Annotated in this window: 21 protein-coding genes; 12 read left to right on the top strand and 9 right to left on the bottom strand. The window is 50.9% G+C overall.

Annotated features, from left to right (window positions below; all coding sequences use genetic code 11):
* Positions 1–31 precede the first annotated feature (31 nt).
* Positions 32–517, top strand: coding sequence for a sigma D regulator (gene rsd / locus KG631_RS02515; RefSeq protein WP_213995061.1), 486 nt, complete (start codon positions 32–34; stop codon positions 515–517).
* 63 nt (positions 518–580) lie between these two features.
* Here rsd and fkpA read toward each other — a convergent pair whose 3' ends face one another.
* Positions 581–1,312 carry an FKBP-type peptidyl-prolyl cis-trans isomerase gene (gene fkpA, locus KG631_RS02520; RefSeq protein WP_213995062.1) on the bottom strand — a complete coding sequence of 244 codons (732 nt, stop codon included), beginning with the start codon at positions 1,310–1,312 and terminating at the stop codon, positions 581–583.
* 104 nt (positions 1,313–1,416) lie between these two features.
* Here fkpA and KG631_RS02525 point away from each other — a divergent pair, with 104 nt between their 5' ends.
* Together KG631_RS02525 and KG631_RS02530 are read left to right on the top strand one after the other, a co-directional pair.
* Positions 1,417–2,388 carry a WD40 repeat domain-containing protein gene (locus KG631_RS02525; RefSeq protein WP_213995063.1) on the top strand — a complete coding sequence of 324 codons (972 nt, stop codon included), beginning with the start codon at positions 1,417–1,419 and terminating at the stop codon, positions 2,386–2,388.
* Positions 2,381–2,608 (top strand): SlyX family protein, encoded by a 228-nt coding sequence (locus tag KG631_RS02530; protein ID WP_213995064.1) that lies wholly within the window; start codon positions 2,381–2,383, stop codon positions 2,606–2,608. Before KG631_RS02525 ends, KG631_RS02530 begins: the two co-directional genes overlap by 8 nt.
* An 11-nt stretch (positions 2,609–2,619) precedes the next feature.
* Here KG631_RS02530 and KG631_RS02535 read toward each other — a convergent pair whose 3' ends face one another.
* Positions 2,620–2,826: a YheV family putative zinc ribbon protein gene (locus KG631_RS02535; RefSeq protein WP_213995065.1), complete on the bottom strand. Its 207-nt coding sequence runs from the start codon at positions 2,824–2,826 to the stop codon at positions 2,620–2,622.
* A 100-nt stretch (positions 2,827–2,926) separates the two neighbouring features.
* Here KG631_RS02535 and KG631_RS02540 point away from each other — a divergent pair, with 100 nt between their 5' ends.
* The 3 genes from KG631_RS02540 to KG631_RS02550 all read left to right on the top strand — a co-directional run bounded on the left by KG631_RS02540 (position 2,927) and on the right by KG631_RS02550 (position 5,572).
* Complete coding sequence (locus KG631_RS02540; protein WP_213995066.1) at positions 2,927–4,834, top strand: ATP-binding cassette domain-containing protein; 1,908 nt, start codon at positions 2,927–2,929, stop codon at positions 4,832–4,834.
* Positions 4,827–5,324 (top strand): TIGR02444 family protein, encoded by a 498-nt coding sequence (locus KG631_RS02545; RefSeq protein ID WP_213995067.1) that lies wholly within the window; start codon positions 4,827–4,829, stop codon positions 5,322–5,324. Before KG631_RS02540 ends, KG631_RS02545 begins: the two co-directional genes overlap by 8 nt.
* Positions 5,325–5,425: 101 nt before the next feature.
* Complete coding sequence (locus KG631_RS02550) at positions 5,426–5,572, top strand: DUF3149 domain-containing protein (RefSeq protein ID WP_301003549.1); 147 nt, start codon at positions 5,426–5,428, stop codon at positions 5,570–5,572.
* Positions 5,573–5,586: 14 nt separating this feature from the next.
* Here KG631_RS02550 and KG631_RS02555 read toward each other — a convergent pair whose 3' ends face one another.
* Both KG631_RS02555 and KG631_RS02560 read right to left on the bottom strand, forming a co-directional pair.
* Positions 5,587–6,465 (bottom strand): class I SAM-dependent methyltransferase, encoded by an 879-nt coding sequence (locus KG631_RS02555; protein WP_213995069.1) that lies wholly within the window; start codon positions 6,463–6,465, stop codon positions 5,587–5,589.
* Entirely contained in the window at positions 6,462–7,880 is a 1,419-nt protein-coding gene (locus KG631_RS02560; RefSeq protein WP_213995070.1) for an FAD-binding oxidoreductase, read from the bottom strand. Before KG631_RS02560 ends, KG631_RS02555 begins: the two co-directional genes overlap by 4 nt.
* A 114-nt stretch (positions 7,881–7,994) precedes the next feature.
* Between KG631_RS02560 and KG631_RS02565 the strand changes: the two genes are divergently transcribed.
* Complete coding sequence (locus KG631_RS02565) at positions 7,995–8,738, top strand: helix-turn-helix transcriptional regulator (protein WP_213995071.1); 744 nt, start codon at positions 7,995–7,997, stop codon at positions 8,736–8,738.
* Between the two features lie 5 nt (positions 8,739–8,743).
* Here the strand turns inward: KG631_RS02565 and fdxA are convergent, their stop codons facing one another.
* On the bottom strand, positions 8,744–9,070 hold the full coding sequence (fdxA, locus tag KG631_RS02570; RefSeq protein WP_213995072.1) for a ferredoxin FdxA: 327 nt from the start codon (positions 9,068–9,070) through the stop codon (positions 8,744–8,746).
* A 171-nt stretch (positions 9,071–9,241) separates the two neighbouring features.
* Here fdxA and KG631_RS02575 point away from each other — a divergent pair, with 171 nt between their 5' ends.
* Entirely contained in the window at positions 9,242–10,900 is a 1,659-nt protein-coding gene (locus KG631_RS02575) for an NAD(P)/FAD-dependent oxidoreductase (RefSeq protein WP_213995073.1), read from the top strand.
* 5 nt (positions 10,901–10,905) lie between these two features.
* Complete coding sequence (locus KG631_RS19140) at positions 10,906–11,691, top strand: CLCA_X family protein (RefSeq protein ID WP_213995074.1); 786 nt, start codon at positions 10,906–10,908, stop codon at positions 11,689–11,691.
* Positions 11,692–11,697: 6 nt separating this feature from the next.
* On the opposite strand, the gene KG631_RS02585 is transcribed toward KG631_RS19140, so the two are convergent.
* The 3 genes from KG631_RS02585 to KG631_RS02595 all read right to left on the bottom strand — a co-directional run bounded on the left by KG631_RS02585 (position 11,698) and on the right by KG631_RS02595 (position 15,215).
* Positions 11,698–13,071 (bottom strand): GGDEF domain-containing protein, encoded by a 1,374-nt coding sequence (locus KG631_RS02585; RefSeq protein ID WP_213995075.1) that lies wholly within the window; start codon positions 13,069–13,071, stop codon positions 11,698–11,700.
* Positions 13,072–13,161: 90 nt separating this feature from the next.
* The gene (locus KG631_RS02590; RefSeq protein WP_213995076.1) at positions 13,162–14,712 is read right to left on the bottom strand and encodes a GMC family oxidoreductase; all 1,551 of its coding nucleotides are present in this window, start codon (positions 14,710–14,712) and stop codon (positions 13,162–13,164) included.
* On the bottom strand, positions 14,712–15,215 hold the full coding sequence (locus KG631_RS02595) for a hypothetical protein (protein ID WP_213995077.1): 504 nt from the start codon (positions 15,213–15,215) through the stop codon (positions 14,712–14,714). Before KG631_RS02595 ends, KG631_RS02590 begins: the two co-directional genes overlap by 1 nt.
* 52 nt (positions 15,216–15,267) lie before the next feature.
* On the opposite strand from KG631_RS02595, the gene KG631_RS02600 reads away from it, so the two are divergent.
* Both KG631_RS02600 and KG631_RS02605 read left to right on the top strand, forming a co-directional pair.
* Positions 15,268–16,269 (top strand): hydrolase, encoded by a 1,002-nt coding sequence (locus KG631_RS02600; RefSeq protein WP_213995078.1) that lies wholly within the window; start codon positions 15,268–15,270, stop codon positions 16,267–16,269.
* Complete coding sequence (locus KG631_RS02605; protein ID WP_213995079.1) at positions 16,266–16,502, top strand: YheU family protein; 237 nt, start codon at positions 16,266–16,268, stop codon at positions 16,500–16,502. Before KG631_RS02600 ends, KG631_RS02605 begins: the two co-directional genes overlap by 4 nt.
* Here the strand turns inward: KG631_RS02605 and KG631_RS02610 are convergent.
* Positions 16,499–18,031: a ParB-like protein gene (locus KG631_RS02610; protein ID WP_213995080.1), complete on the bottom strand. Its 1,533-nt coding sequence runs from the start codon at positions 18,029–18,031 to the stop codon at positions 16,499–16,501. The genes KG631_RS02605 and KG631_RS02610 overlap by 4 nt on opposite strands.
* 174 nt (positions 18,032–18,205) lie before the next feature.
* Between KG631_RS02610 and KG631_RS02615 the strand changes: the two genes are divergently transcribed.
* Positions 18,206–21,010: a TonB-dependent receptor gene (locus KG631_RS02615; protein WP_213995081.1), complete on the top strand. Its 2,805-nt coding sequence runs from the start codon at positions 18,206–18,208 to the stop codon at positions 21,008–21,010.
* Positions 21,011–21,068: the final 58 nt, after the last annotated feature.

Here is a 21,068-nt window from a genome sequence, read left to right on the forward strand (position 1 = left end):
CAGAATTTTTACTGCTCTTAAGGAGAAGGCAATGTACCGTCGTGTGCAACAAGCGCAAAAGAAGTGGGGAGGGTCGTTAACTGCAATAGATAACTGGCTTGACGAGCGTCAGCAGCTGATTGTCAGTTATTGTAAGTTGGCTGGCTTACCACCATTTGAGAAGGACCGCCATACGCTGCCGGCTCAGGAAAAAATTCGTGAATTCTGTCAATTGCTGATGGACTATTTGTCAGCTGGGCACTTTGAAGTTTATGAACGTATTGTCGACCAGTGCACCATCAACGGCACCGACTCCCGTAAGTTAGCCGATAGTTTGTATCCAAAGATCTCAATATCAACCGATCTAGCCTTGAGCTTCAATGACGCTTATGCCGATCATTTAAGTACTCGCAATAGCGCAGCATTTGACCGGGAGCTTTCTGAACTGGGTCAGGCATTGGAAGAACGATTTGAACTTGAAGATGAACTGATTGACACTCTGCATGCCAAACACACCGATACCAGTGTGTCAGCCTGAGATAAAAAACATCAGGGTTTAGCAGCAGCGACGGCCAAACCGGTGTCGCTGCCATTATAATTGTTATTCGCCGGCAACAATTTCCAGTAATTCAACTTCAAATACTAAAACACTGTGTGGGGTAATAACGCCCATATCACGCTCACCATAAGCCAGCTCAGATGGAATGGTAAATTTATACTTTGAACCCACGTTCATCAGCTGCACGCCCTCTGTCCAACCCGGTATTACCCGGTTTAGCGGGAATTCAGCAGGTTCGTCACGGTCGTAAGAACTATCAAATTTAGTGCCATCTGTCAGAGTGCCGGTGTAATGAACTTTTACAACATCAGTGGCCGCCGGCTTCGGGCCGTCACCCTCTTCCAGTACTTCATACTGTAAACCCGAATCGGTAACAGTGACGCCTTCTTTACCGGCATTTTGCTCTAAATATGCCTTGCCGGCAGCAATCACAGCTTCAGATTCAGCGGCGGCGATTTCAGCTTGCTTAGCCCGGTATTGCTCATCCAAACTGGCTAACAGCTGTTGGATTTCGTCATCGCTGACACTGGAGTTACCAGCCAGACCGTCTTTAACACCTTGCATAATTAAATCGCTGTCTAATTCAACCGCAATTTTTTCATATTCCTGGATAGTACTTTCCAGATAGCGGCCCGCTGAAACACCCAAGCTATAGGCTTGTTTGGCTTGTTCAGTATCTAGTGCCGGCGCCGCTTCTGCTTGGGGCTCTTTCTGGCAGGCGCTTAAAGTCAGTACCGCAATGGCAATTAATGATAATTTGGTTGTTACGCGCATTCAATTCTCCAATTTTTGGCAGCCTGGCTGCAAAAGTGTGTTTTAATAATTCGTCAGGTTCTGACCTATACTAACGGTTTGTGCGAATGAGGTTAACACCCACAATGAAATATCCTGTGCTTTTTCTTACTTTTTTCATCGTATCCTGTACAAAAGTAGAAACAACAGCACTGCAACAGTGGCAGCATGTCGCTCAGGGTAGTTATGCAGCGGAAATTTCCCATGATGGCGATTTTGCGGTGGTGTCGTCGGTCCAGGATGGTATCGCTTTCTGGGATCTGCAGCAAAATGCGCTTAAATACCAGTGGCAACATCAGACTGACCAGCAGAATTTGGTATTCAATCTGGCCATTAGCCCGGATAACAGCCACGTGTTGAGCGCCGATCAACAAACCTTTGCCTTGTGGCGTACTGATAACGGTGAAAATGTCGGTTTCTGGCAACTTGATCAGTCCGCTGTCAGGGACATTGCGGTATCTGCCAATGGTGCCCATATGCTTATTGGCAAAAGCGATGGCGCGGTGCAACATATTACGCTATCGAGTGGCCGGCGCCTGGAGTTTCTGGGGCACTCAGAAAAAATTAACAGCGTGGCGATGTCGCCCAATGGCCGCTATGCCCTGACAGGTGGCAATGATTATCAGGCTTACTTGTGGGATACCGACAGTGCCCAGATAGTCCATACTTTCAGTCATCCCAGCCGGGTAAGCAAAGTGGCACTGGATCCACAAGGTCGCTTTGCATTTACTGCTGACAGTCAAAGCCTGGCCAGAATTTGGGATGTGCAAACCGGCGCTTTGATCAGTACCTTACAAATTACCGCCAGACAGCAGGTTTTCAGCGCAGTGCGCTTTAGCGACGACGGTGAGCATCTGCTGACCGGCGCCCCTACCCGCAGTCTGGTGCTGTGGCGAATCAGTGATGGTCAGGAGCTTCAGCGTTGGCGGGTAATGCCTCGTGATGGTAGCCGGCCGGCCAGTGCCGTGGTGCATGCAGTAGCATTCTTAAGTCCAACACGTATAATCAGTGAAAGCTCAAGTGGCTATGCCGAGGTATGGGAAATAACTAATGACTGAACGAGATGCTGCAATGCAGCAACAACTAATTGAGCTGGAGAGTAAACTGGCTTTTCAGGAAGACACGGTTAACAGCCTGAACAATGAATTACATCAGCATCAGCAGCGGATAGAAAAATTGCAACAACAGGTTATGCTCCTGGCCGAAAAGCTGCGGCAACTACCTGATGATCAAGGCATATTGCGTCCGGAAGAAGAGCCGCCGCCGCCGCATTATTAATATCTTGCAGGTTATTCTGGTTTAAACACGCCAATAACCTGCTCACGGGTGCGGCTGGCCTTTGTTACCTGCTGTTCTGGCTGCACCATCTGATGCCCACAACTGACACACTCTACTTTTTCCACGTTATTTTCCAGGAATAACATCATGGTATCCATGGCATGACATTTCGGGCAGCTGGCACCGGCAATAAAACGTTTTTTCTTGCGAACAGTCATAGTCATCTCATTTGGGTAGCGTGAAATTTAGCTTAGCCCTTGGTTTATGCCAGTTATAGCGTAAAATTGGCGCCCTAGTTCAGTATTACAGGTAATTAGCATGATTCAGTTACAGCAGGTTGAACTGCGCCGCGGCCCACTGGCTTTGTTTAGCAATGCCGATCTTACCGTATTTCCGGGGCAAAAAGTCGGAATTATTGGTGCCAATGGCTGTGGTAAGTCTAGTCTGTTTGCCATGCTGCAGGGAAAACTGCATGCTGATGCCGGTAATATTAATATTCCGGAGCGTTGGGTTATTTCTACCGTGGCCCAGGAAACGCCGGCGCTCGACTGCAGTGCTATGGATTATGTGCTGCAAGGTGATGAAACGTTATTTCCGTTACTGATGAAAGCTCGCAGCCAATGCAGCGAAACAGATTTAGCCGCAGTGCACTTACAAATTGAAGCGCTCGACGGCTACCGGGCTGAAGCGAAAGCCGGCGTACTGCTCGATGGCCTGGGTTTTAGCGGGGACGCCCAGCAACAGCCGGTTAAATCGTTCTCCGGTGGCTGGCGCATGCGCCTTAACCTTGCTAAAGCGCTGATGCAACCCGCCGAATTACTGCTATTGGATGAGCCCACTAACCACCTGGATTTAGATGCCGTATTGTGGCTGGAAAAGTATCTGGCGAACTATCAGGGCACCTTGCTGCTGATCAGCCACGACCGGGATTTTCTGGATGCGGTTACGGACAACATTGTCCATATCGAACGCCAGACGTTAACCTTGTACAAAGGTAATTACAGTCAGTTCGAGCGCCAGCGCGCCGAACAATTATCGCAACATCAGGCTAATTTTGATAAACAGCAACGCCAGGTCGCCCACCTGCAAAAATTTATCGACCGCTTTAAAGCCCAGGCTACTAAAGCGCGCCAGGCCCAAAGCCGGATTAAAGCACTGGAACGGATGACCATCCTGGCCCCTGCCCATGTCGACTCGCCCTTTAGTTTCAGCTTTCGCCAACCCAAATCGCTGCCCAACCCACTGCTGAAAATGGAAAACGTCCAGGCAGGCTATGCTGACCATGTAATTCTAAGCCAGATAAAGTTTCAGCTGCTGCCTGGCAGCCGCATTGGCTTACTAGGCCGCAATGGTGCCGGTAAATCCACCCTGATAAAACTGCTGTCTGGTAGCATGCAGCCGCAAAGTGGTGAAATCTGGTATGCCAACGGGGTAAGTCTGGGTTATTTTGCCCAGCACCAGTTAGAAACCCTGCGCCCGCAAGACTCCCCGTTGCAGCATTTAGTCCGGCTGGATCCTTTGGTGCCCGAGCAAAAGCTGCGCGATTTTCTGGGTGGCTTTGGTTTTCATGGCGACAAAGCGCTGGAAGCCTGCGCCCCCTTTTCCGGCGGTGAAAAAGCCCGGCTGGTGCTGGCACTGATTGTCTATCAACGCCCTAACCTGCTGCTGCTGGATGAACCCACTAACCACCTTGATTTAGATATGCGTGAAGCTATCGTCATGGCATTGCAGGAGTTTGAAGGTGCCATTGTTATTGTCTCGCATGACCGCCATTTGCTCAGTAGCTGTACTGACGAGTTTTATCTGGTAGCCCATGGCCGGGTAGCCCCCTTTGACGGCGATCTGACTGATTACTACCAGTGGCTACAGCAAGACGCCCGGCAAACTAACAGCGCTGCAGTGGCAGCTACCCCAGCCAGCAGCAATGTGGTTCGCAAAGATCAGAAGCGGCTGGAAGCCGAGCTGCGTAATTTACTACGGCCCCTTAAACAAAAGGTCGAAAAGCTGGAGCAACAGCAGCAAAAGCTGACCGAGCAGCTGGCCAGCATTGAACAGCAACTGGCCGACGCCGATATTTACAGCGCTGAACGTAAAGCCGAACTTACCGCCTTATTAGCGAAACAAGCCACCGCCAGCAGCAGCCTCGCCAGCATAGAAGAAGACTGGTTTATGGCGCAGGATGAGTTAGAGCAGCAAACAGCAACGTTCTGGCAAAATTATGACTGATGGGCGTAACAAAAAAGCGCCAGTACCGACTGAGCGGCAGCTCTGGCAATTCAGCCTGGCACTGTATCCTAAAGTACAGCCGCTGTGTCTGCAGTGGCAGGATAACTTCGGGCTCAATGTTAATCTGCTATTACTGCTCTGCTATCTGGAGCAACAGCAACTTAGCCTGAATAGCCAACAGATACAGCAACTGGCCGCTGAGCTTAACAACTTCAGCAGTCAGTTTACCCAGCCACTGCGAACGCTGCGTCGCAGCAGCGTCAACGCCAAGCTGTCTGCGACGCGGCAGCAACACCTTAAACAAACATTACTTAAGGCCGAGCTTTCGCTGGAGCAATTAGAGCAACAGTTATTACTGGAATATTGCCCTCCTTTAACTGCTACCGCACAACCAATGATTGAGCTGTATCTGGCGCAGCTAAATGCCAACGATCCGCTGTTAACAGCGCAAATTATTGATCTGCGTCAAGCACTGCAGCAACTCGGCTAACCCAGCCGATAAAGTTTGATCTGTATCAGTTCCCACCCCCACAACCTTACTAAACTTAATGTATCGACACGTCAGTTATGGCAACACAAGAGGGTAAGGCTATGAACCTGTGGCATGAATTTTTAAACGATCCGGTGATTTTTATTTCATTTACCGGCCTGGCCATCGTCATTGGCTTATGTCTGTTTTACGCGGTCTATTTTATCTATAAAATTGATCACGATACGCCAGACTCAAACCAACATTAAACAAGGTATTAACATCAGATTTCTGGCCTCGCCTCAGCATAAAACAGCAGTTCACCGGGGCAGGGATCGCTGTTTCCAGGCTGGTCTGCTGGCACTAGCTGTTGCAGGTTGAACCCCATGCTGGTCAACCAGTCAGGTAATGCCTTAGCTGATACGCCTGAAACGAACCGCTCACCACTGATTGCCAGCAGCACATCCGCAGGCCAACGTTGTCTGGTAAACCGGGCCCTGCCCTGCTGATTTAACTGCATCTGACTGGCCACCAGCTGCAGTGGCGCATTGATACTGTGCCGCAGTTGCTGCAACAACGCATTAATTGCCGGCTGGGGTAAGTACATCAATACCCCTTCAGCCAGCACCAAAGTCGAACGAGTGGCCGAAAAAGCCTTTGTATCTGCCAACAACCGGGCCATACTGCAGCTGGCCAGATCGGCAGCTTTCAGCCACAAATTTGGCTGTTGGGCATTCAGTCGCTGCAAAGCCTGCTGCTTAATATTAATTGTCTCAGCCCGGTCAATTTCAATCACCTGTAGTTGCTGAAATTCAGCGCTGAGCCTGGCGCCCAGTGCGTCAAAGCCCGCACCGATAATAAGCAGCTGTTGTACTCCCTGCTCCGTAACTTGTTGCCGGACCCTGGACGCAATATGCTGCTTGCGCCACTGATAGTGGGCGACAATACCCGGCAAGCTGCTTTGTAGCAGGCCACTGAATAACGCCCGAAACACCGGCCAGCGCATCACAGTCAGTAGCAACCGGCCGCGCCAGCCACTGCGCTGTAAAACCTGTCCGGCTAGCTGGCAATTAAGACTGTTAGCCGCATGCTCTGACAAACCAGGCCGGCACTGACTGGCGCAAAACTGACTGGCGCAAATAAGTAAGCTGGTATTGCTCATTGCAACTCCTCACTGAACATCTCGCTGTAATGTCGGTACCAGTTGCTCTGCAGTCGCTGGGCCGGATCATAACGGCGCTTTTGCTGCATAAATTTGACAAACTGCGGATAACAGGCCAGCACTTGCTGCTTAGTGGCAAACGGGTGGTACGTTAAGAAGTAGCTGCCCTGATAACGGATGGCGATATCAATCAGCCGCCGAAAATGACTTGCAGCAGTGTTGATAGCGTCAGGCAGGTGATCAATGTGCAGATTAAAGATGACGCAGGCATAGTCTTGCCTGGCCCAGGCTAAAGCGGTCTCGGCATCACGGCGGATAAAACGTACCGTGCCATAAATTAAATCGACCTTATGCTCGCGGAAATCTGCCGCACAGTCAGCCATAAAGTATTGCAGTGCCTGCAGTGGCACGTACAACTCGGTAATCATTTCACTGCCGGCACAACCAGGCGCTAACTGCTGGTCCAGTGCCAGATGATAATCATCCAGATAAATACTTAATTGATGGCTATCAGACCAGTAACGCTGGCCACTGGATGCCAGATAAAACTGTGAAAAACGACTAAAGGCTTCGGCTTTATCGGTATGAGCCAAATACAACAACTGTTGCCAATTGGCTTTGCTTAGCCGCAGCTGCTGCTTCGCAATCGGCTCGGTCGCTACCGGTCGGTAACAGGAGAAAACCCCGTGACACAAAAAGCCGGCGGAATCGGGCGCAGTCTCAAACTGAAAGTCGCCATATAAATATCCGGCGGCTATTCGCTTTGGTAAGGTAGCAATCATCTCAGCTAAACTGCACAGCTCAACCTCACGCACTACCTGTTGCCGTGCTGCCAATTGCAAAGTTGCTGTTACAACTATCCCAAATAAGCCATAGCCGCCCACCACCAACCGGAATAACTCAGCGTTCTGCTGCCTGCTGCAATGCACCAGCTGCCCTTGCGCATTTACCAGATCAAAGCTGACGATGTCTGCCACAAAAGGCGCCATATCCAGCCCTCTGCCATGGATATTTGCGGCTATTGCGCCACCAATACTTAAGCGATCGGCACCAGTTTGTTTCTGCCTGATCCCCCACTGCCTGCTGTTGCCGTTCTGCATCACATGCAATTTGCGCATTAAGTCTGGCCACTGAATACCCGCCTGCACCGTTACCTGGCCTAGTTCAGGGTCAAAATGTTCCAGCTTATTTAACCGGCTCAAGTCCAGCAGCACACCATCCGTGACAAATTGCTGCCCGCCCATAGCGTGGCGCCCACCGGCGATACTCAGCGCACTACCATCAAGATTCGCCTGGGTTACAGCGGCTATTACGTCGCCTACCGATGCCGGCTGCAAGCATCGTCTCATGCTTGTTGCATTTAATTTTGCATGAACATCATTAACGACGATCACTTGCTCTGATTTATTGCCCATAACTAACTCCTGCTGCTGGCGTGTGCTGCGACACTAGCTGAGGAGTAGCAACTTATGCTATACAATTATTAAAAGTATTATTATACGCTACCTAAAGGTGCAAATAAGGCGACTATGATCAACCAAACCAGTCAATTGATAGCGGCGCTAAAGCTATGTCTGAAAGTAAAAGGCATAAGTTATCGTCAGCTGGCACAGCAACTCGAGCTCAGCGAAGCCAGTGTTAAGCGCATTTTTGCCCAACAGAATTTTACCCTGAGCCGGCTGGAGCAAATTTGCCGGATCCTGGATACTAATTTGTATGAGCTGGCCAAAATGAGTGCCTTCGCCAAAGAGAGCCTACCAAGGCAATTAAGTAAGACCCAGGAACAAGCACTGGCGGATGACCCTACCCTGCTGACCTATTTTTACCTGCTGTTAAATGGCTGGCAAGCTGCAGATATTAATAGCCGATATCAGCTGGACAACCTGAAAGGTATCCGGTTACTGGCAGCACTGGACCGGTTAAAACTAATTGAGCTGCAGCCACACAATAAGGTCCGGCTATTAGTATCGCGTGATATCCAATGGCGACCTGACGGCCCGGTGCGGCGGCGTTATGAGCAACAGGTGAAAATGACATTTATGGCAGACAGCTTTACTGCACCTGAGCATTGGTTAAGGCTTGAAACTGCCGAGCTGTCCGGCGCCTCAATCAGTATTTTACAACGGCGATTGAACCAGCTTAGTGAACAGTTTGCCGAACTGGCTGAGTTAGATTTAGCAACCGACCCTGCTGATAAAAAAGGCATGGGTTTAATGGTGGCATTCCGGCCCTGGGTATTTGATATGGTACTGGCGCCCCCTGCTAGCAACTAACCGGTTTACTCTAATTCCAGCAGGCGCAGTTTATCCGCTACGCCATTCCAGGCGTCGGCATCGGCTGGCGGGGCTTTTACTTCGCGGATATTAGGCCAGAGTTCAGCAAGTTCAGCGTTAAGTGCGATAAAACCTTGCTGCTCTGCGGGTACTTTATCTTCTTGTACTATGGCGTTGGCCGGACATTCTGGCTCGCACAGCGCGCAGTCGATGCAAATAGTCGGACTTATCGCCAGAAAATTAGGTCCTTCAAAAAATGCATCCACCGGACATACCGCCACGCAGTCGGTGTATTTACATTTAATACAGTTATCCAGCACCACAAAGGCCATAACGCTTCTATTTCCTGTTAACTAAGGCTTCGGATCATACTGCAGCGCCCAGAAAAATCAAACTCCCCCCTAAACCCTTACGGACATTCGCTGCAGCTTGGCGTAAAATAGCGCCATCTTGTGAGCTGCTGGCCTGTTGCCTGGCCGCTATGACACCGATACGGACCCTTTATGCTGCGCTTGACTGAAATAAAACTCCCGCTAAACCACGACGAAAATGCGCTAAATGCCGCTATTTTAAGCAAACTGCAGCTAACACCAGAGCAGCTGCACAGCTTTACCGTATTTAAACGCGGTTTTGATGCCCGCAAAAAAACCGATATTCAGCTTATTTATACCCTGGATATCGAAGTAGATAATGAAGCTGAGCTGCTGAAAACCTTTGCCAAAGACCCGCATGTTAAACCCGCACCCGACACCAGTTATAAGTTTGTCGCTCAGGCGCCGGCTGAATTAACGGAGCGGCCTGTTGTCATTGGTCTTGGCCCTTGCGGTTTGTTTGCCGGTTTATTACTGGCACAAATGGGTTTTAAACCGATTATTTTAGAGCGCGGTAAAGAAGTACGCGAGCGCACCAAAGACACCTTTGGTTTCTGGCGCGGCAAAGCATTGAACCCGGAATCGAACGTGCAATACGGCGAAGGCGGCGCCGGTACTTTCTCTGATGGCAAACTGTATAGCCAGGTGAAAGATCCTAAGCATTATGGCCGCAAGGTGATGAGTGAGTTTGTCGCAGCCGGCGCACCTGACGAGATCATGTACGTCAGTAAACCGCATATCGGTACCTTTAAACTGGTGGCGATGGTTGAAAAAATGCGGGCAAAGATTATCGAGCTGGGCGGTGAAATTCGTTTCAGCAGCAAAGTAGAACAACTGCATATTGAGAATGGCCAGTTAACCGGTTTAACCCTGGCTAACGGTGAGCAGCTGCAGAGCAAACATGTGGTGCTGGCCGTTGGCCACAGTGCCCGCGATACCTTTCAAATGCTCTATGAGCAGGGTGTCTATATTGAAGCCAAGCCGTTTTCGATTGGCTTTCGGATTGAACACGAACAATCGATGATAGACGCGTGCCGCTTTGGTCCGAATGCCGGCAACCCGATTTTAGGCGCAGCAGATTACAAGCTGGTCCACCATTGCAGTAATAACCGCACCGTGTACAGCTTTTGTATGTGCCCGGGCGGCACTGTGGTGGCGGCCGCGTCTGAGCCAGGCCGGGTGGTCACTAACGGCATGAGCCAGTACTCACGGCATGAACGCAACGCCAACAGCGCCATAGTGGTAGGCATAGACCCTGAGCGTGACTACCCCGGCCACCCGCTGGCTGGTATTGCCCTGCAGCGCCGGTTAGAAGAGCAGGCGTTTAAGTTAGGTGGCGAAAGCTACCATGCCCCGGCGCAGTTAATTGGTGACTTTTTAAAAGGCAAGCCGTCGGCCGAACTGGGTGAGGTGAAGCCCTCTTATACCCCCGGCATTACCCTGACTGATTTATCCAAAGTCCTACCCGACTTTGCCATTGCCGCCATTCGCGAGGCAATACCGGCCTTTGACCGTCAGATTAAAGGCTTTGCCAAAGCCGATGGCTTGCTGACCGGGGTGGAAACCCGCACCTCGTCACCCATTTGTATTAAACGTGGCAGTGATTTTCAGAGTATTAATATCAAAGGCCTGTACCCGGCTGGCGAAGGCGCCGGCTACGCCGGTGGTATTTTATCAGCCGGTATTGATGGCATTAAAGTAGCAGAAGCGCTGGCGCTGGCCATGCTGGATGCTGATTCTGATGTTGATTCTGTTGTTGATTCTGTTGCTGATAACAGCACGACTGCATAACCATCGTGTCTGACGGACTTAGCCGGCAATACTACCGCAATGGCCCGCCACACCGGGCCGGCGCCGATGTCAGCTTTGGCGATCTGGTTAAAATATTCGGTTTTAACAGTATTCATATTGGCCGCTGGGTACAAAGCGCTGAGCAACAACAAGCGGCCAATTTATTTTTTGATGCCTTGTGCGATTTGCAGCTGTTGCTGCAGGTACCCGAGCAGGTTATTTCACTAAATGGCAGCCTGGCACTAACCTATGGCATTGGCGGCCAGCGCGGTGTCTGCGCCCATTATCAGCCACAGGGACGTATTTTAGCGCTGGCTAAAAACGCCGGCGGTGGCAGCCTGGCCCATGAATGGTTTCATGCTTTTGATCACTATATTGCCGGTAAAATGTTCAGCCCGGCCCCGCCCGCTAACCGCTTTGCCAGTCGTTGCTACCTGGATGGCCTGCCCGTGCGCGCTCACCCGCTGAATGATCTGCTGCAGCAGGCTTTTCAAACCTTATATTTATCTGATGATGGCCATCATGAGAGCGCCTTTTTCAAACAGTGCCGCACGCTGGATGCGACACGACAGCAGCTGTATCTGGCGATGCCGGAAGAAATGGCCGCCCGGGCCTTTGAGAATTTGCTGCAGCGTCAGAGCCTGAAAAACAGTTTTCTGGTAGCGGGCACGTTACACAGTAAAGCCGCGAAACTGGGGGTATATCCGGATGAGCTGCTAAGCAATGCCCTGAGCCAGCTTTGGTTACCATATTTCCGGGCGTTAGGTTTGGGGCTAACTCATCAGCGCTAGCAAACGTCAGGGTGTTTTGCGGTTAAACAACTGTTTGCCATTACTTAGTATAACCTGATTACCACCGGCATTTTTCGCCAGATACATGGCCTCATCAGCGTTTAACACTAATTCTTTCTGGCTACTACCATGCTCCGGATATAAGGCGATGCCAATACTGGGATTAATAGTCAGCGCCTGGCCATCTATAACGTAAGGCTGACAAAGCAGCAACCGGATATTTTCTGCCAGTTGCATGGCGGTGGCTTCACTGCTTACCTGCTCCAGTAAAATAACAAATTCATCACCACCAAAACGGGCGGCCGTATCCGTCTGGCGAATCGCCTGTTGCAGACGCTGCGCTGTTTGTTGCAGTAACGCATCACCGACATTGTGGCCAAATCGGTCATTAACCTGTTTAAATTTGTCTAAATCCAGGTATAACAATGCCAGTGTGGCTTGCTCCCGTCCGGCCCGGGCCAGTGCTGAGTGCATCCTGTCCTGAAATAGCTCGCGGTTTGGCAAAGCCGTCAATTGATCATACAACGCATGAAACTGTAACCGGGCCAGCATTTGCTTGCGCTCAATGGAAACCGCCACCTGGGTCGCCACAAACTCCAGCATTTCCAGTTCGGCCTGGCTGTAACTGGCAGCCTGCCCCTCATTTTGTGCCAGCAATACGCCAATAATGCCGCTATGTGTTTTCAGCGGTACGGCTAACGCATTGATGTCTGGCTGCACAGCGGCCAGCGTCCTGCCAACAGGCTGTGTTAGCTGCTGGCCATAAAATAACTCACTTTGACCACGCCTGAGTACTTTGTTACATAACTCCGTGGTGAGGAGCGGATTATTACTGGCTAACGAATCAGTACTGGTATAACCAAAACGCAAGCCATTCTGGCTATCGTAGCGGGCAATCACAAAACTTTGCATTGGCATTAAGCCGGCAATAATCTGATGAATTTGCTGATACAGCTGCTCGATATCTTCTGCTTTAAAGGCCGCTTCCGATATGGCATACAGTGCAGCCTGGCGGCGCTGTGCCAATTTCAGGCTGCTGATATCGCGAGCCACGGCGACCCGTTGCTGCTTATCTTCCGACCAGCGGGCCGACCACAGCAAATGCACTACACTGCCATCTTTGCGAATATAGCGGTTTTCAAAGTCAAGCTTTACCGCACCCTGGTTAATTTGCTCGGCAGTAGCCACGGTCATCGGCCGATCATCCGGGTGAATAAACTCCAGCATGGAATGGCCAAGCATTTCCTGTGGTTTATAACCAAAAATACGCTCGGCACCGGGGCTGATAAATTCAAAGCAACCGTGCTTATCTACCACGCAGATAGCATCCAGCAGCAGATCTATATAGTTACTCAGTACGCTGTAGCTGGGTTCGGTCATTTTATTCAGCTTCACAAATTATAGTGCTGTTACCCGGATGTCGCCCCCGGCTTGCTGGCTTAACAATAGCATGAATTCAGCAAAGGCAAACTATGCTGAGATCAGCGCTGCGCGCAATAACTGACAATTTAACCAGGTCATACCGTAAATGGTTAATTGCGGGTTAGCGCCTAAGCTGGTGGGCAGGATAGAACCATCGAATATCGACAGGTTTTGCAGCTGATGATGACGGCCCTGCTGGTTCACCACGCCTTTGCTGGCGTCGGCACTCATATTACAACCACCCATGACGTGGGCCGATGCCACGGTTTGCCGGTATTTTTGCATTGGCAGTGCTTCAATAGCCGCTTTGGCCTCACCCCAGCTACTATATAGTTTGGCATCGTGGTGAATGGGTAATACCTGCTTAGCACCGGCAGCAAATTGCATCTGCGCCATTGATAATAAGGCCCTGCGTGCACCGTGCCATAGGTAGTTAGTGATCGGGTAATCCAGCACCGGCTGCTGCTGACTATCGAGCATAACCCTGCCGCCCTGGCTTTGCGGGTGAAAGCCATCGCGCAGCAGTGCTATCGTTACCTGCAGCTGGTTAAACTGTTGCATTAAAGCCGCATGCTGCTCGCCCGTGCCCAGCAGTTTAGTGGCCATTAATACCGGATGCACCGGTGCCGCCTCCAGTTTATAGCCAATCTGGTCGCTATCTGGCCAGACAAACTGATCAGAGTAAATAGACTGCGGTGCCCCGGCATGGCCGTTAATATCTTCAGCAAACAGTCCACCGCTGATCAGCGACGGGTGCAAATAGGTGTGTTTACCCAGCCGGCCGGAGGGGTCTGGCACGTCGGAGCGCAGTAAAATAGCCGGCGAACCAATAGCGCCCGCCGCCAGGATGTAGTGTTTCGCCTTAATGCTGACGTTAATATCGCTGCGGGGCTGAAAATGCTGATCGACCGGCACGGCCTCAAGGCTGGTGATGTTGTCGCCCTGCCAGTGCAATTTGCGCACAGACAGCCGCGAAATTAAGGTCGCGCCCAATGCCAGCGCCGCCGGAATAGTACTGACCAGCATCGACTGCTTGCCGTTAATCGGGCAGCCCATGCCGCAATAACCCAGGTTAGCGCAACCATTTACATTGCGGCTGATGACGGTGTATTCCCACCCCAGCGCTTCGCAGCCACGTTGCAGCACACTGTTATTTGCATTGGGCGCGACAGGCCAGGGCTTGATATTCAGCCGTTGCTCTGCTTTTTCAAAATATGGGGTTAACTCGTTAGCACCAGTAAATTTCAGGCCAAACTCACTGTGCCAATAATCCAGTGTCGGCTGCGGCGTGCGAATAGAAGTGGTCCAGTTAACGGTGGTAGAGCCACCAACGGTGCGCCCCTGCAGAATGCCAATCGCCTGATCCCGGGTTTTACGGGCCGCCCCTTCCTGATACAAATTGGGGTAAGCCCAGCGCTCTTCCATCACAAAATCATCGCGGGTGTAGTAAGCGCCTTCTTCCAGCAATAAAACCTTAAAACCCGCCTGCGCCAGTTGCTCCGCAGCAATACCGCCACCGGCGCCCGTGCCGATAATTACGATATCCGCTTCAAACTGCTGATCCTGCGTAAACTGGCTGGCATCCAGATGATTAGTCATTAACGAAACCTCGGCGCAGTATAATCCAACGCCAGCCAGTGCTCTGGCTGGCCATAGTAAGCGCCATATAACAGCTCGCGCAGGCCATGATAAGCTTGCTGCAATACTGCAAGATAACTGTCGCGCCAGCTATCCAGCAGCGCCAGCCGCTGTTGCACTGTTAATTCTGCAAGCTGGGTAATATGACCAGTCAGGCCCAGCCGGCTGAACCGGTTGGCTAACAGATTAAACAGCTGATGCAGCTCCTGCTGCTGGCGCAGTGGTAAAAAAGGTAAAAAATCATTGATCGCGGCTTTAGTTCGCGCAAGCTCAGCAGCGGCTAAGGTCGCATCTTCGGGTAAAGCGCCGTACAATAGTGCAGGTAGTGCGGCCGACAAGACTAACTCCCGGTTGCTCTGATCCGGACTGAGGCTTTGCCGCCAGCCATAAGTACCGAGGGTAATGCCTAGACTGGCTGCAGCAGCAAACGCAATGCCGGAGAAAACAAATTGCCGCCGATCCATAGTGCTGCACCATAAGTAAAATTTAACCCATTGTTTATCAGGATACGTCCATTTGCAAGCTCAGCTCAGACCAGTCGTTCATGCGCCGTTCCAGCCCGCCTGGTGGTTACGGCATGCCCACCTGCAAACCATTTTTGCTAAATATTTAAGCCCGAAACAGCAGTTACATACTGCTGCCGAACTGTTCAGCCTGCCTGATGGTGACGAGCTGCAGCTAAACTGGCTGCACGCTAACAAGGCAACCACAGAGACACCGCTGCTGATACTATTGCATGGTCTGGCCGGCGATATTAACAGCCATTATATTCAGGCCATGCTGGCGCAGTGCCGGACGCTTAACTGGTCAGCAGTGCTGCTGCATTTTCGTGGCTGCAATGGCAAACCGAATAAACTGCCGCGGGCTTATCATAGTGGTGACACCGCCGATGCGGCGCTGGTAATTAATGCCATTAAACAACGCTACCCTGGCCGGCCTTTAGTCGCTGTAGGCTATTCACTGGGTGGCAATGTGCTGCTGAAATATTGTGGCGAACAGGCAGCCCACAATCCCCTGGCAGCGGCCGTGGCGGTGTGTCCGCCCTTATCGCTGGCGGCCTGCGCTAAACGGATTAATACCGGCAGCAGCAAATTGTACCAGCGCTATTTACTGGGCCGGTTAAAGCGTAGCACCCTGTTAAAGCTGCAGCAGTTTACTGATTTTCCGCTGCCTTTAACGCCAGAGCAGGTGCAGGGCTTTGCCAGTATTGAGCAGTTTGACGAGCATTTTACCGCACCCATTCATGGCTTTAACAATGCCCAGGATTATTACCAACGCGCCAGTGGCATGGCGTTTTTGCGCCATATTCAGATCCCCACCTTGATTATTCACGCCAAGGATGACCCCTTTCTAAGCGATGAGGTGATCCCTAAACCCACCGAGCTAAGTCCGCATGTGCAATATGAGCTGACCAGCGGTGGCGGCCATGTTGGCTTTGTGTATGGCAGCCCGTTCAAACCGCAATTCTGGCTGAACCAGCGTATTCCCGCCTTTATAAAACAGCAGTTGAACTTATGATTATTCCTTATTGCGACATTGATCAAGCGACCCTGCATAACCTGATTGAATACTATGTACTGCGCGAGGGTACCGATTATGGTGAGCAGGAAATTTCCTTATCTGAGAAAGTGGCTGCGGTGAAGCGCCAGCTGCAAAGCGGCGAGGTGGTAATAGTCTATTCAGAGCTACATGAAACCGTTAATTTGATGCCGAAACAGCAATTTTTACAAGACCAACACAGCCAGCCTTAAAGCTGGCTGGCTTTTAACAATGCCATTGCTGCCGCTGCGCCCTCAATCTGCTGTATCTGAATATTACCGTCAGCGCCTTTGTAGTGTTCAAACCAGAGCTGCAGTTGCGCTGTGATCCCGGGGAACTGACGTTGTAATTCCGCCAGGTCGGTAACGCCTGAAAGCGGTCCCTTTAACGGTACTGCCAGCAGTTTGTCGTCCTGCTCGCCATTGTCCAGCATCCGCATTACGCCAACCAACCGCACTTGCTGCACTGTGCCCTGCGACAGGGCCTGCCCCAGCACCAGCACATCCACTGGATCGCCATCGCCCCCCTGCTCTTTTGCCAGCAAAGTGTTAGTAACAATGCCGTAATTTGCCGGGTAAGCCAGATAATGAATTTGTCGCCGCTCGCCCCTCTGTTGCTCCCATTCCAGCTGCAGCGGCGCTGTTTTATCCTGTTGCCATTTGGCATTGTTGCCGGCAGCAATTTCAATCAACACATTGACACTGCCATCCGCGTTTACTGCAGGTGGCAATTGCTGTAGTCCGGTAGCCAATTTTGTCCGGCCCAGATATTGGCGTTTGTCACATGGTAACGGCATACCTCGCTGGCTCAGAGCAATACCGAGCATACCCCAACTGTTTTCTTCAGGCTTACGCTGACACAATAACTGATTAAGCCGGGTGTAATCTGGTGTACCGCGCCAACCTAATTGCTCCGCAGTAAAATCGCCAAAAATGATCCTGTATTTATTAAGGTGCAGTAAATGGCTGTGGATCCGCTCCAGCCACTGCAGATACTCAGCGGCACTGTAATAGCCGGGAAATTGCAACTCGCTCTGCGCCCGTAAATACTGGGCCCAGTAAAACTCGACAAAAGGAATGGCAGGTTTCGGCTTAGCCCATACCCCCTCGCGTAAAAAATACAATGCCGCCCGGTAAGGGTCATTCTGTAAGTTTTTACGCCCCAGATTGGCAGGTAATTCCTGATAGCCAATTTGGCCGCCTGCAGCATCATATAGCCAGGCATTACCCTGCAGCACCATCTGTTGCCAAAATGCGGCTGGCTCTGGCAACGCCAGCCTGGCCTGCACAACCACCGTTACCTTAAATTCAGGGCCGCCTTCTGGCATATCATAAAAAGCTGAAAAGGTGTGATGGCCATCGGTCAGGTACAGCTGGTTATCTGCACCCACAACCACCGTTTTTAACTGCTTAATATTACGCGGTTTCTTGCCGGCCTTGCTGCAGCGATAACTGTCAGGTTGGTTGGCCGCTGATTTGTGGTCAAAACTGACCTGGCGGCCCCAACCCGCGCTTTTACAAAGGTCGGCGAACAGTTGCTGGCGGCTCTCCCGGTACGCCGCCAGTTTATAGTTTACCTGCTCATGGGCAATAACACTCTGGGTAGGCCGTAAACTGGCCAGCGGCACTTCAATTACTGTGCCGGCGCTAAGGTTGTCACTACTATAATCAGCAGCCTGACTGTAGCCATTAACAGGCAATATGCCACCACAGCACAACAATAAGCCAAACCACAACCTCATAATGAGATCTCTGCAACACATTAATTTTACTAATAATACTGGCCAACAATGACACTAAGATGACAAACGCAGCCGGCCTCAATGTCACATCAGTGAAATCTAAACGTCATTATTTTGCCATAGGCAGCCTTTAACCTTTTGGTTATCTCTTAAAATAAATAAAAGGAACTCAGCATGTTAGCTGCAAAGCGCAAAACCGGTTTTAACAAGAAGCCCATCGTTAACGGTCTGCTACTGGCGCTTAGCCTGCCCGTTGCGGCCTACGTTCAGGCGGCGGCCGTCATTGAAGGGGTGGTGCAAAAAGCCGATAACGGTTCGGTGCTATCCGGTGCTCTGGTAAAAGTTATCGACAGTCAGCAACAGGTGTTTACTGACGCTTCTGGCCGTTTTGTATTGCGCAATGTTGACTCCGGTATGGTAACACTGGAAATCAGTTATATTGGTTTGCCTGCTCAGCGCCAGCAAATAGAAGTAACCGAGAACAGTACTAAGGCCGTGGTTATCCAGCTTACAGATGTTGAGCGCCTGGCCGTGGTCGGCCAGCGCCAGGCGCAAAATAAAGCGCTGAATATGTATCGCGCTTCCGATGCCATTACCAATTATATTGCTGCAGATGATATGGGTCAGTTCGTTGATCAGAACGTTGCTGAATCATTGCAACGCTTACCAGGCACCTCTATCAGTCGGGATCAGGGCGAAGGCCGTTTTGTCAGTATTCGTGGTATTGCTGCCGGGTTGAGCTCAGTAACGGTAAACGGTATGCGAATTGGTACCCCGGAAGGCAGTTCGCGGGCAGTGCCACTAGATGTTATTCCAACCGGCTCTATCGAAGGTATTTCTGTTACTAAAGCCCCCACCCCGGATATGCCGGGCGACGCGATTGGTGGCGCAGTAGATGTAAAATCAGCCTCGGCATTCGACCGAGAAGGCCGCCAGGTTCGATATCGGGCTGAAGCGTCGTACAACGAGCTTAGTAGCGAAACCAGCCCGAAATTCAGCCTGAACGCCAGTGATACCTTTAGTTTAGGTGGTGACAACAACAAAAACTTTGGCGTGGCAGCTGGCTTTAATTATCTGGACCGCAAACTCGAGTCTGACAATGTTGAAGCAGAATACGACATGGTCGATTTTCAGGACGGTGAAGTGTTCAGTATGATTGAGCTGCAACAGCGCAAGTACTATGTCAACCGCGAGCGCATCGGTGCCAACCTTAATCTTGAGTACCGGCCTGATAGTAGCAATAAGTATTTTGCCAATACGGTGTTCAGCCGCTTTAGCGATGCAGAAACCCGCCAGCGGAGTATTTTTGTATTTGAAGATGGCACCCTGAGCAATTTTGATGGCAATAATGCCATCGTCACCGAAATGGAGCCTGATGCATTTCGCCGTCGTATTCGGTTTCGGACTAAAGAGCAGGACACCCTGGCGTTAAACCTGGGCGCCGAACATAGCCGCAGCAGCTATAACCTGGATTATTATGCCGGTGTTTCCACTACCCGTGAGCGGGTACTGGATGAAAACGAAGGTCGTTTCGAGTATACCGGTGATCCGCTTGACGCCAGTTATGTGATTGGTCAGGGTATTCCGGGCTTTGGTATTTTCAGTAATGGCGTCGCCAATACCAGCCATCTGGACAATGCTAACTATGAGCTGGACCGGGCAGTATTAGAGCCAAAAGTGATTGATGATGATGAATACAACCTGGGTGCAAACGTTGAGCTGCCCTATGCCTTTGGCAACAACAACCTGACCTTAAAAACCGGCTTAGATCTGCGTTGGAAGCAAAAAGATAAAAATACCGATGAAGTTGAACTGCGCCGCACCCCGGATACCACGCTGGATCAATTTACCATTGGCGCGCCTGATTATGGCTTAGGCGATCTGGGCCAGGGCATCAGCTCTGCCGCCTATATTAACTTTTTTAATCAAAACCGCGCTGACTTTAGTGAACGGCCGCAAGACGTCGCCGAAAATAGCCAGCTGTCGCTGGCAGAAGACTTTATCGCCGATGAAGATATCCAGGCCGGTTATCTGATGGCTACCTACGATGGTGAGCGGAGCCGGTTAATCGCCGGGGTGCGGGTAGAGCGCACCGATTACTCCGCCAGCGGCAACCAGCTGACATTTGATGAGGACGGTGAATTAACTATCAGCCAGCGCAGTGTCAGCAGCGATTACACCAACGTGCTGCCGGGCCTGCATTACAGCTATGAGCTGGCGGATGATTTGATGTTACGGGCAGCCTGGACCAATACTATTGCCCGTCCAAGCTTCAATGATATTTCGCCCCGTGCTGAAATTAATTTAGAAGACAATGAAGTTGAACTGGGCAACCCGGACCTCGACCCCTACGAGGCGACAAACTACGATCTACTATTGGACTGGTACTACAACGAAGGCAGCTTGTTATCAGCCGGGGTGTTTTATAAAGATATCGACAATTTTATCGTTGAGCTAACCAGCAATGATGTACCGGAATATGCTGGCTTCGACGTTACCCGGCCAGTAAATGCTTTAAGTGCCAGTGTCAGCGGCCTGGAGTTTGCCTGGCAGCATAGTTTTACCCAGCCGCAGCTTAATGGAGTACTAGTAGGTGCCAACTTCACGTTGCTGGATACCGACTTAACAGTGCTGGATCGTCCTGACGAAAGCTTTAGTCTGCCAGAATCAGCCGAACAAGCCGGTAACTTTTACCTGGGTTACGAAGATAACAAATTCAGTACCCGCTTAAGTGTGTCGTACCGTGACAAATTCCTCAGTGAAGTCGGCGACGATGTTAACTATGACATCTATGTTGCTGCGCATACTCAGGTTGATATCACGGCATCATACAAGCTAAGCAAACAGGTTGAATTGGTAGCCGAGCTGATAAACCTGACCGATGAACCACTGGAGCTTTATCAGGGGAATGCCGCTTACACCTTTCAGTTTGAAGAGTACGGTATGACATTTGCGTTCGGCGTCAAAGGCCGGTTCTAACCGCCCGTAGAAGGTAAAGCGGGCCATACATCGCGTGTGGCTCGCTTTTTCAGGTAAG

This window comes from Arsukibacterium sp. (genome assembly GCF_018402695.1).
Classification (GTDB): Bacteria; Pseudomonadota; Gammaproteobacteria; order Enterobacterales; family Alteromonadaceae; genus Alishewanella.

What these genes read in the sequence shown, in the direction of transcription:
- rsd (WP_213995061.1), top strand. Translation starts at nt 32, where the DNA reads ATGTACCGTCGTGTGCAACAAGCGCAAAAGAAGTGGGGAGGGTCGTTA.
- fkpA (WP_213995062.1), bottom strand. Translation starts at nt 1,312, where the DNA reads ATGCGCGTAACAACCAAATTATCATTAATTGCCATTGCGGTACTGACT.
- KG631_RS02525 (WP_213995063.1), top strand. Translation starts at nt 1,417, where the DNA reads ATGAAATATCCTGTGCTTTTTCTTACTTTTTTCATCGTATCCTGTACA.
- KG631_RS02530 (WP_213995064.1), top strand. Translation starts at nt 2,381, where the DNA reads ATGACTGAACGAGATGCTGCAATGCAGCAACAACTAATTGAGCTGGAG.
- KG631_RS02535 (WP_213995065.1), bottom strand. Translation starts at nt 2,826, where the DNA reads ATGACTGTTCGCAAGAAAAAACGTTTTATTGCCGGTGCCAGCTGCCCG.
- KG631_RS02540 (WP_213995066.1), top strand. Translation starts at nt 2,927, where the DNA reads ATGATTCAGTTACAGCAGGTTGAACTGCGCCGCGGCCCACTGGCTTTG.
- KG631_RS02545 (WP_213995067.1), top strand. Translation starts at nt 4,827, where the DNA reads ATGACTGATGGGCGTAACAAAAAAGCGCCAGTACCGACTGAGCGGCAG.
- KG631_RS02550 (WP_301003549.1), top strand. Translation starts at nt 5,426, where the DNA reads ATGAACCTGTGGCATGAATTTTTAAACGATCCGGTGATTTTTATTTCA.
- KG631_RS02555 (WP_213995069.1), bottom strand. Translation starts at nt 6,465, where the DNA reads ATGAGCAATACCAGCTTACTTATTTGCGCCAGTCAGTTTTGCGCCAGT.
- KG631_RS02560 (WP_213995070.1), bottom strand. Translation starts at nt 7,880, where the DNA reads ATGGGCAATAAATCAGAGCAAGTGATCGTCGTTAATGATGTTCATGCA.
- KG631_RS02565 (WP_213995071.1), top strand. Translation starts at nt 7,995, where the DNA reads ATGATCAACCAAACCAGTCAATTGATAGCGGCGCTAAAGCTATGTCTG.
- fdxA (WP_213995072.1), bottom strand. Translation starts at nt 9,070, where the DNA reads ATGGCCTTTGTGGTGCTGGATAACTGTATTAAATGTAAATACACCGAC.
- KG631_RS02575 (WP_213995073.1), top strand. Translation starts at nt 9,242, where the DNA reads ATGCTGCGCTTGACTGAAATAAAACTCCCGCTAAACCACGACGAAAAT.
- KG631_RS02585 (WP_213995075.1), bottom strand. Translation starts at nt 13,071, where the DNA reads ATGACCGAACCCAGCTACAGCGTACTGAGTAACTATATAGATCTGCTG.
- KG631_RS02590 (WP_213995076.1), bottom strand. Translation starts at nt 14,712, where the DNA reads ATGACTAATCATCTGGATGCCAGCCAGTTTACGCAGGATCAGCAGTTT.
- KG631_RS02595 (WP_213995077.1), bottom strand. Translation starts at nt 15,215, where the DNA reads ATGGATCGGCGGCAATTTGTTTTCTCCGGCATTGCGTTTGCTGCTGCA.
- KG631_RS02605 (WP_213995079.1), top strand. Translation starts at nt 16,266, where the DNA reads ATGATTATTCCTTATTGCGACATTGATCAAGCGACCCTGCATAACCTG.
- KG631_RS02610 (WP_213995080.1), bottom strand. Translation starts at nt 18,031, where the DNA reads ATGAGGTTGTGGTTTGGCTTATTGTTGTGCTGTGGTGGCATATTGCCT.
- KG631_RS02615 (WP_213995081.1), top strand. Translation starts at nt 18,206, where the DNA reads ATGTTAGCTGCAAAGCGCAAAACCGGTTTTAACAAGAAGCCCATCGTT.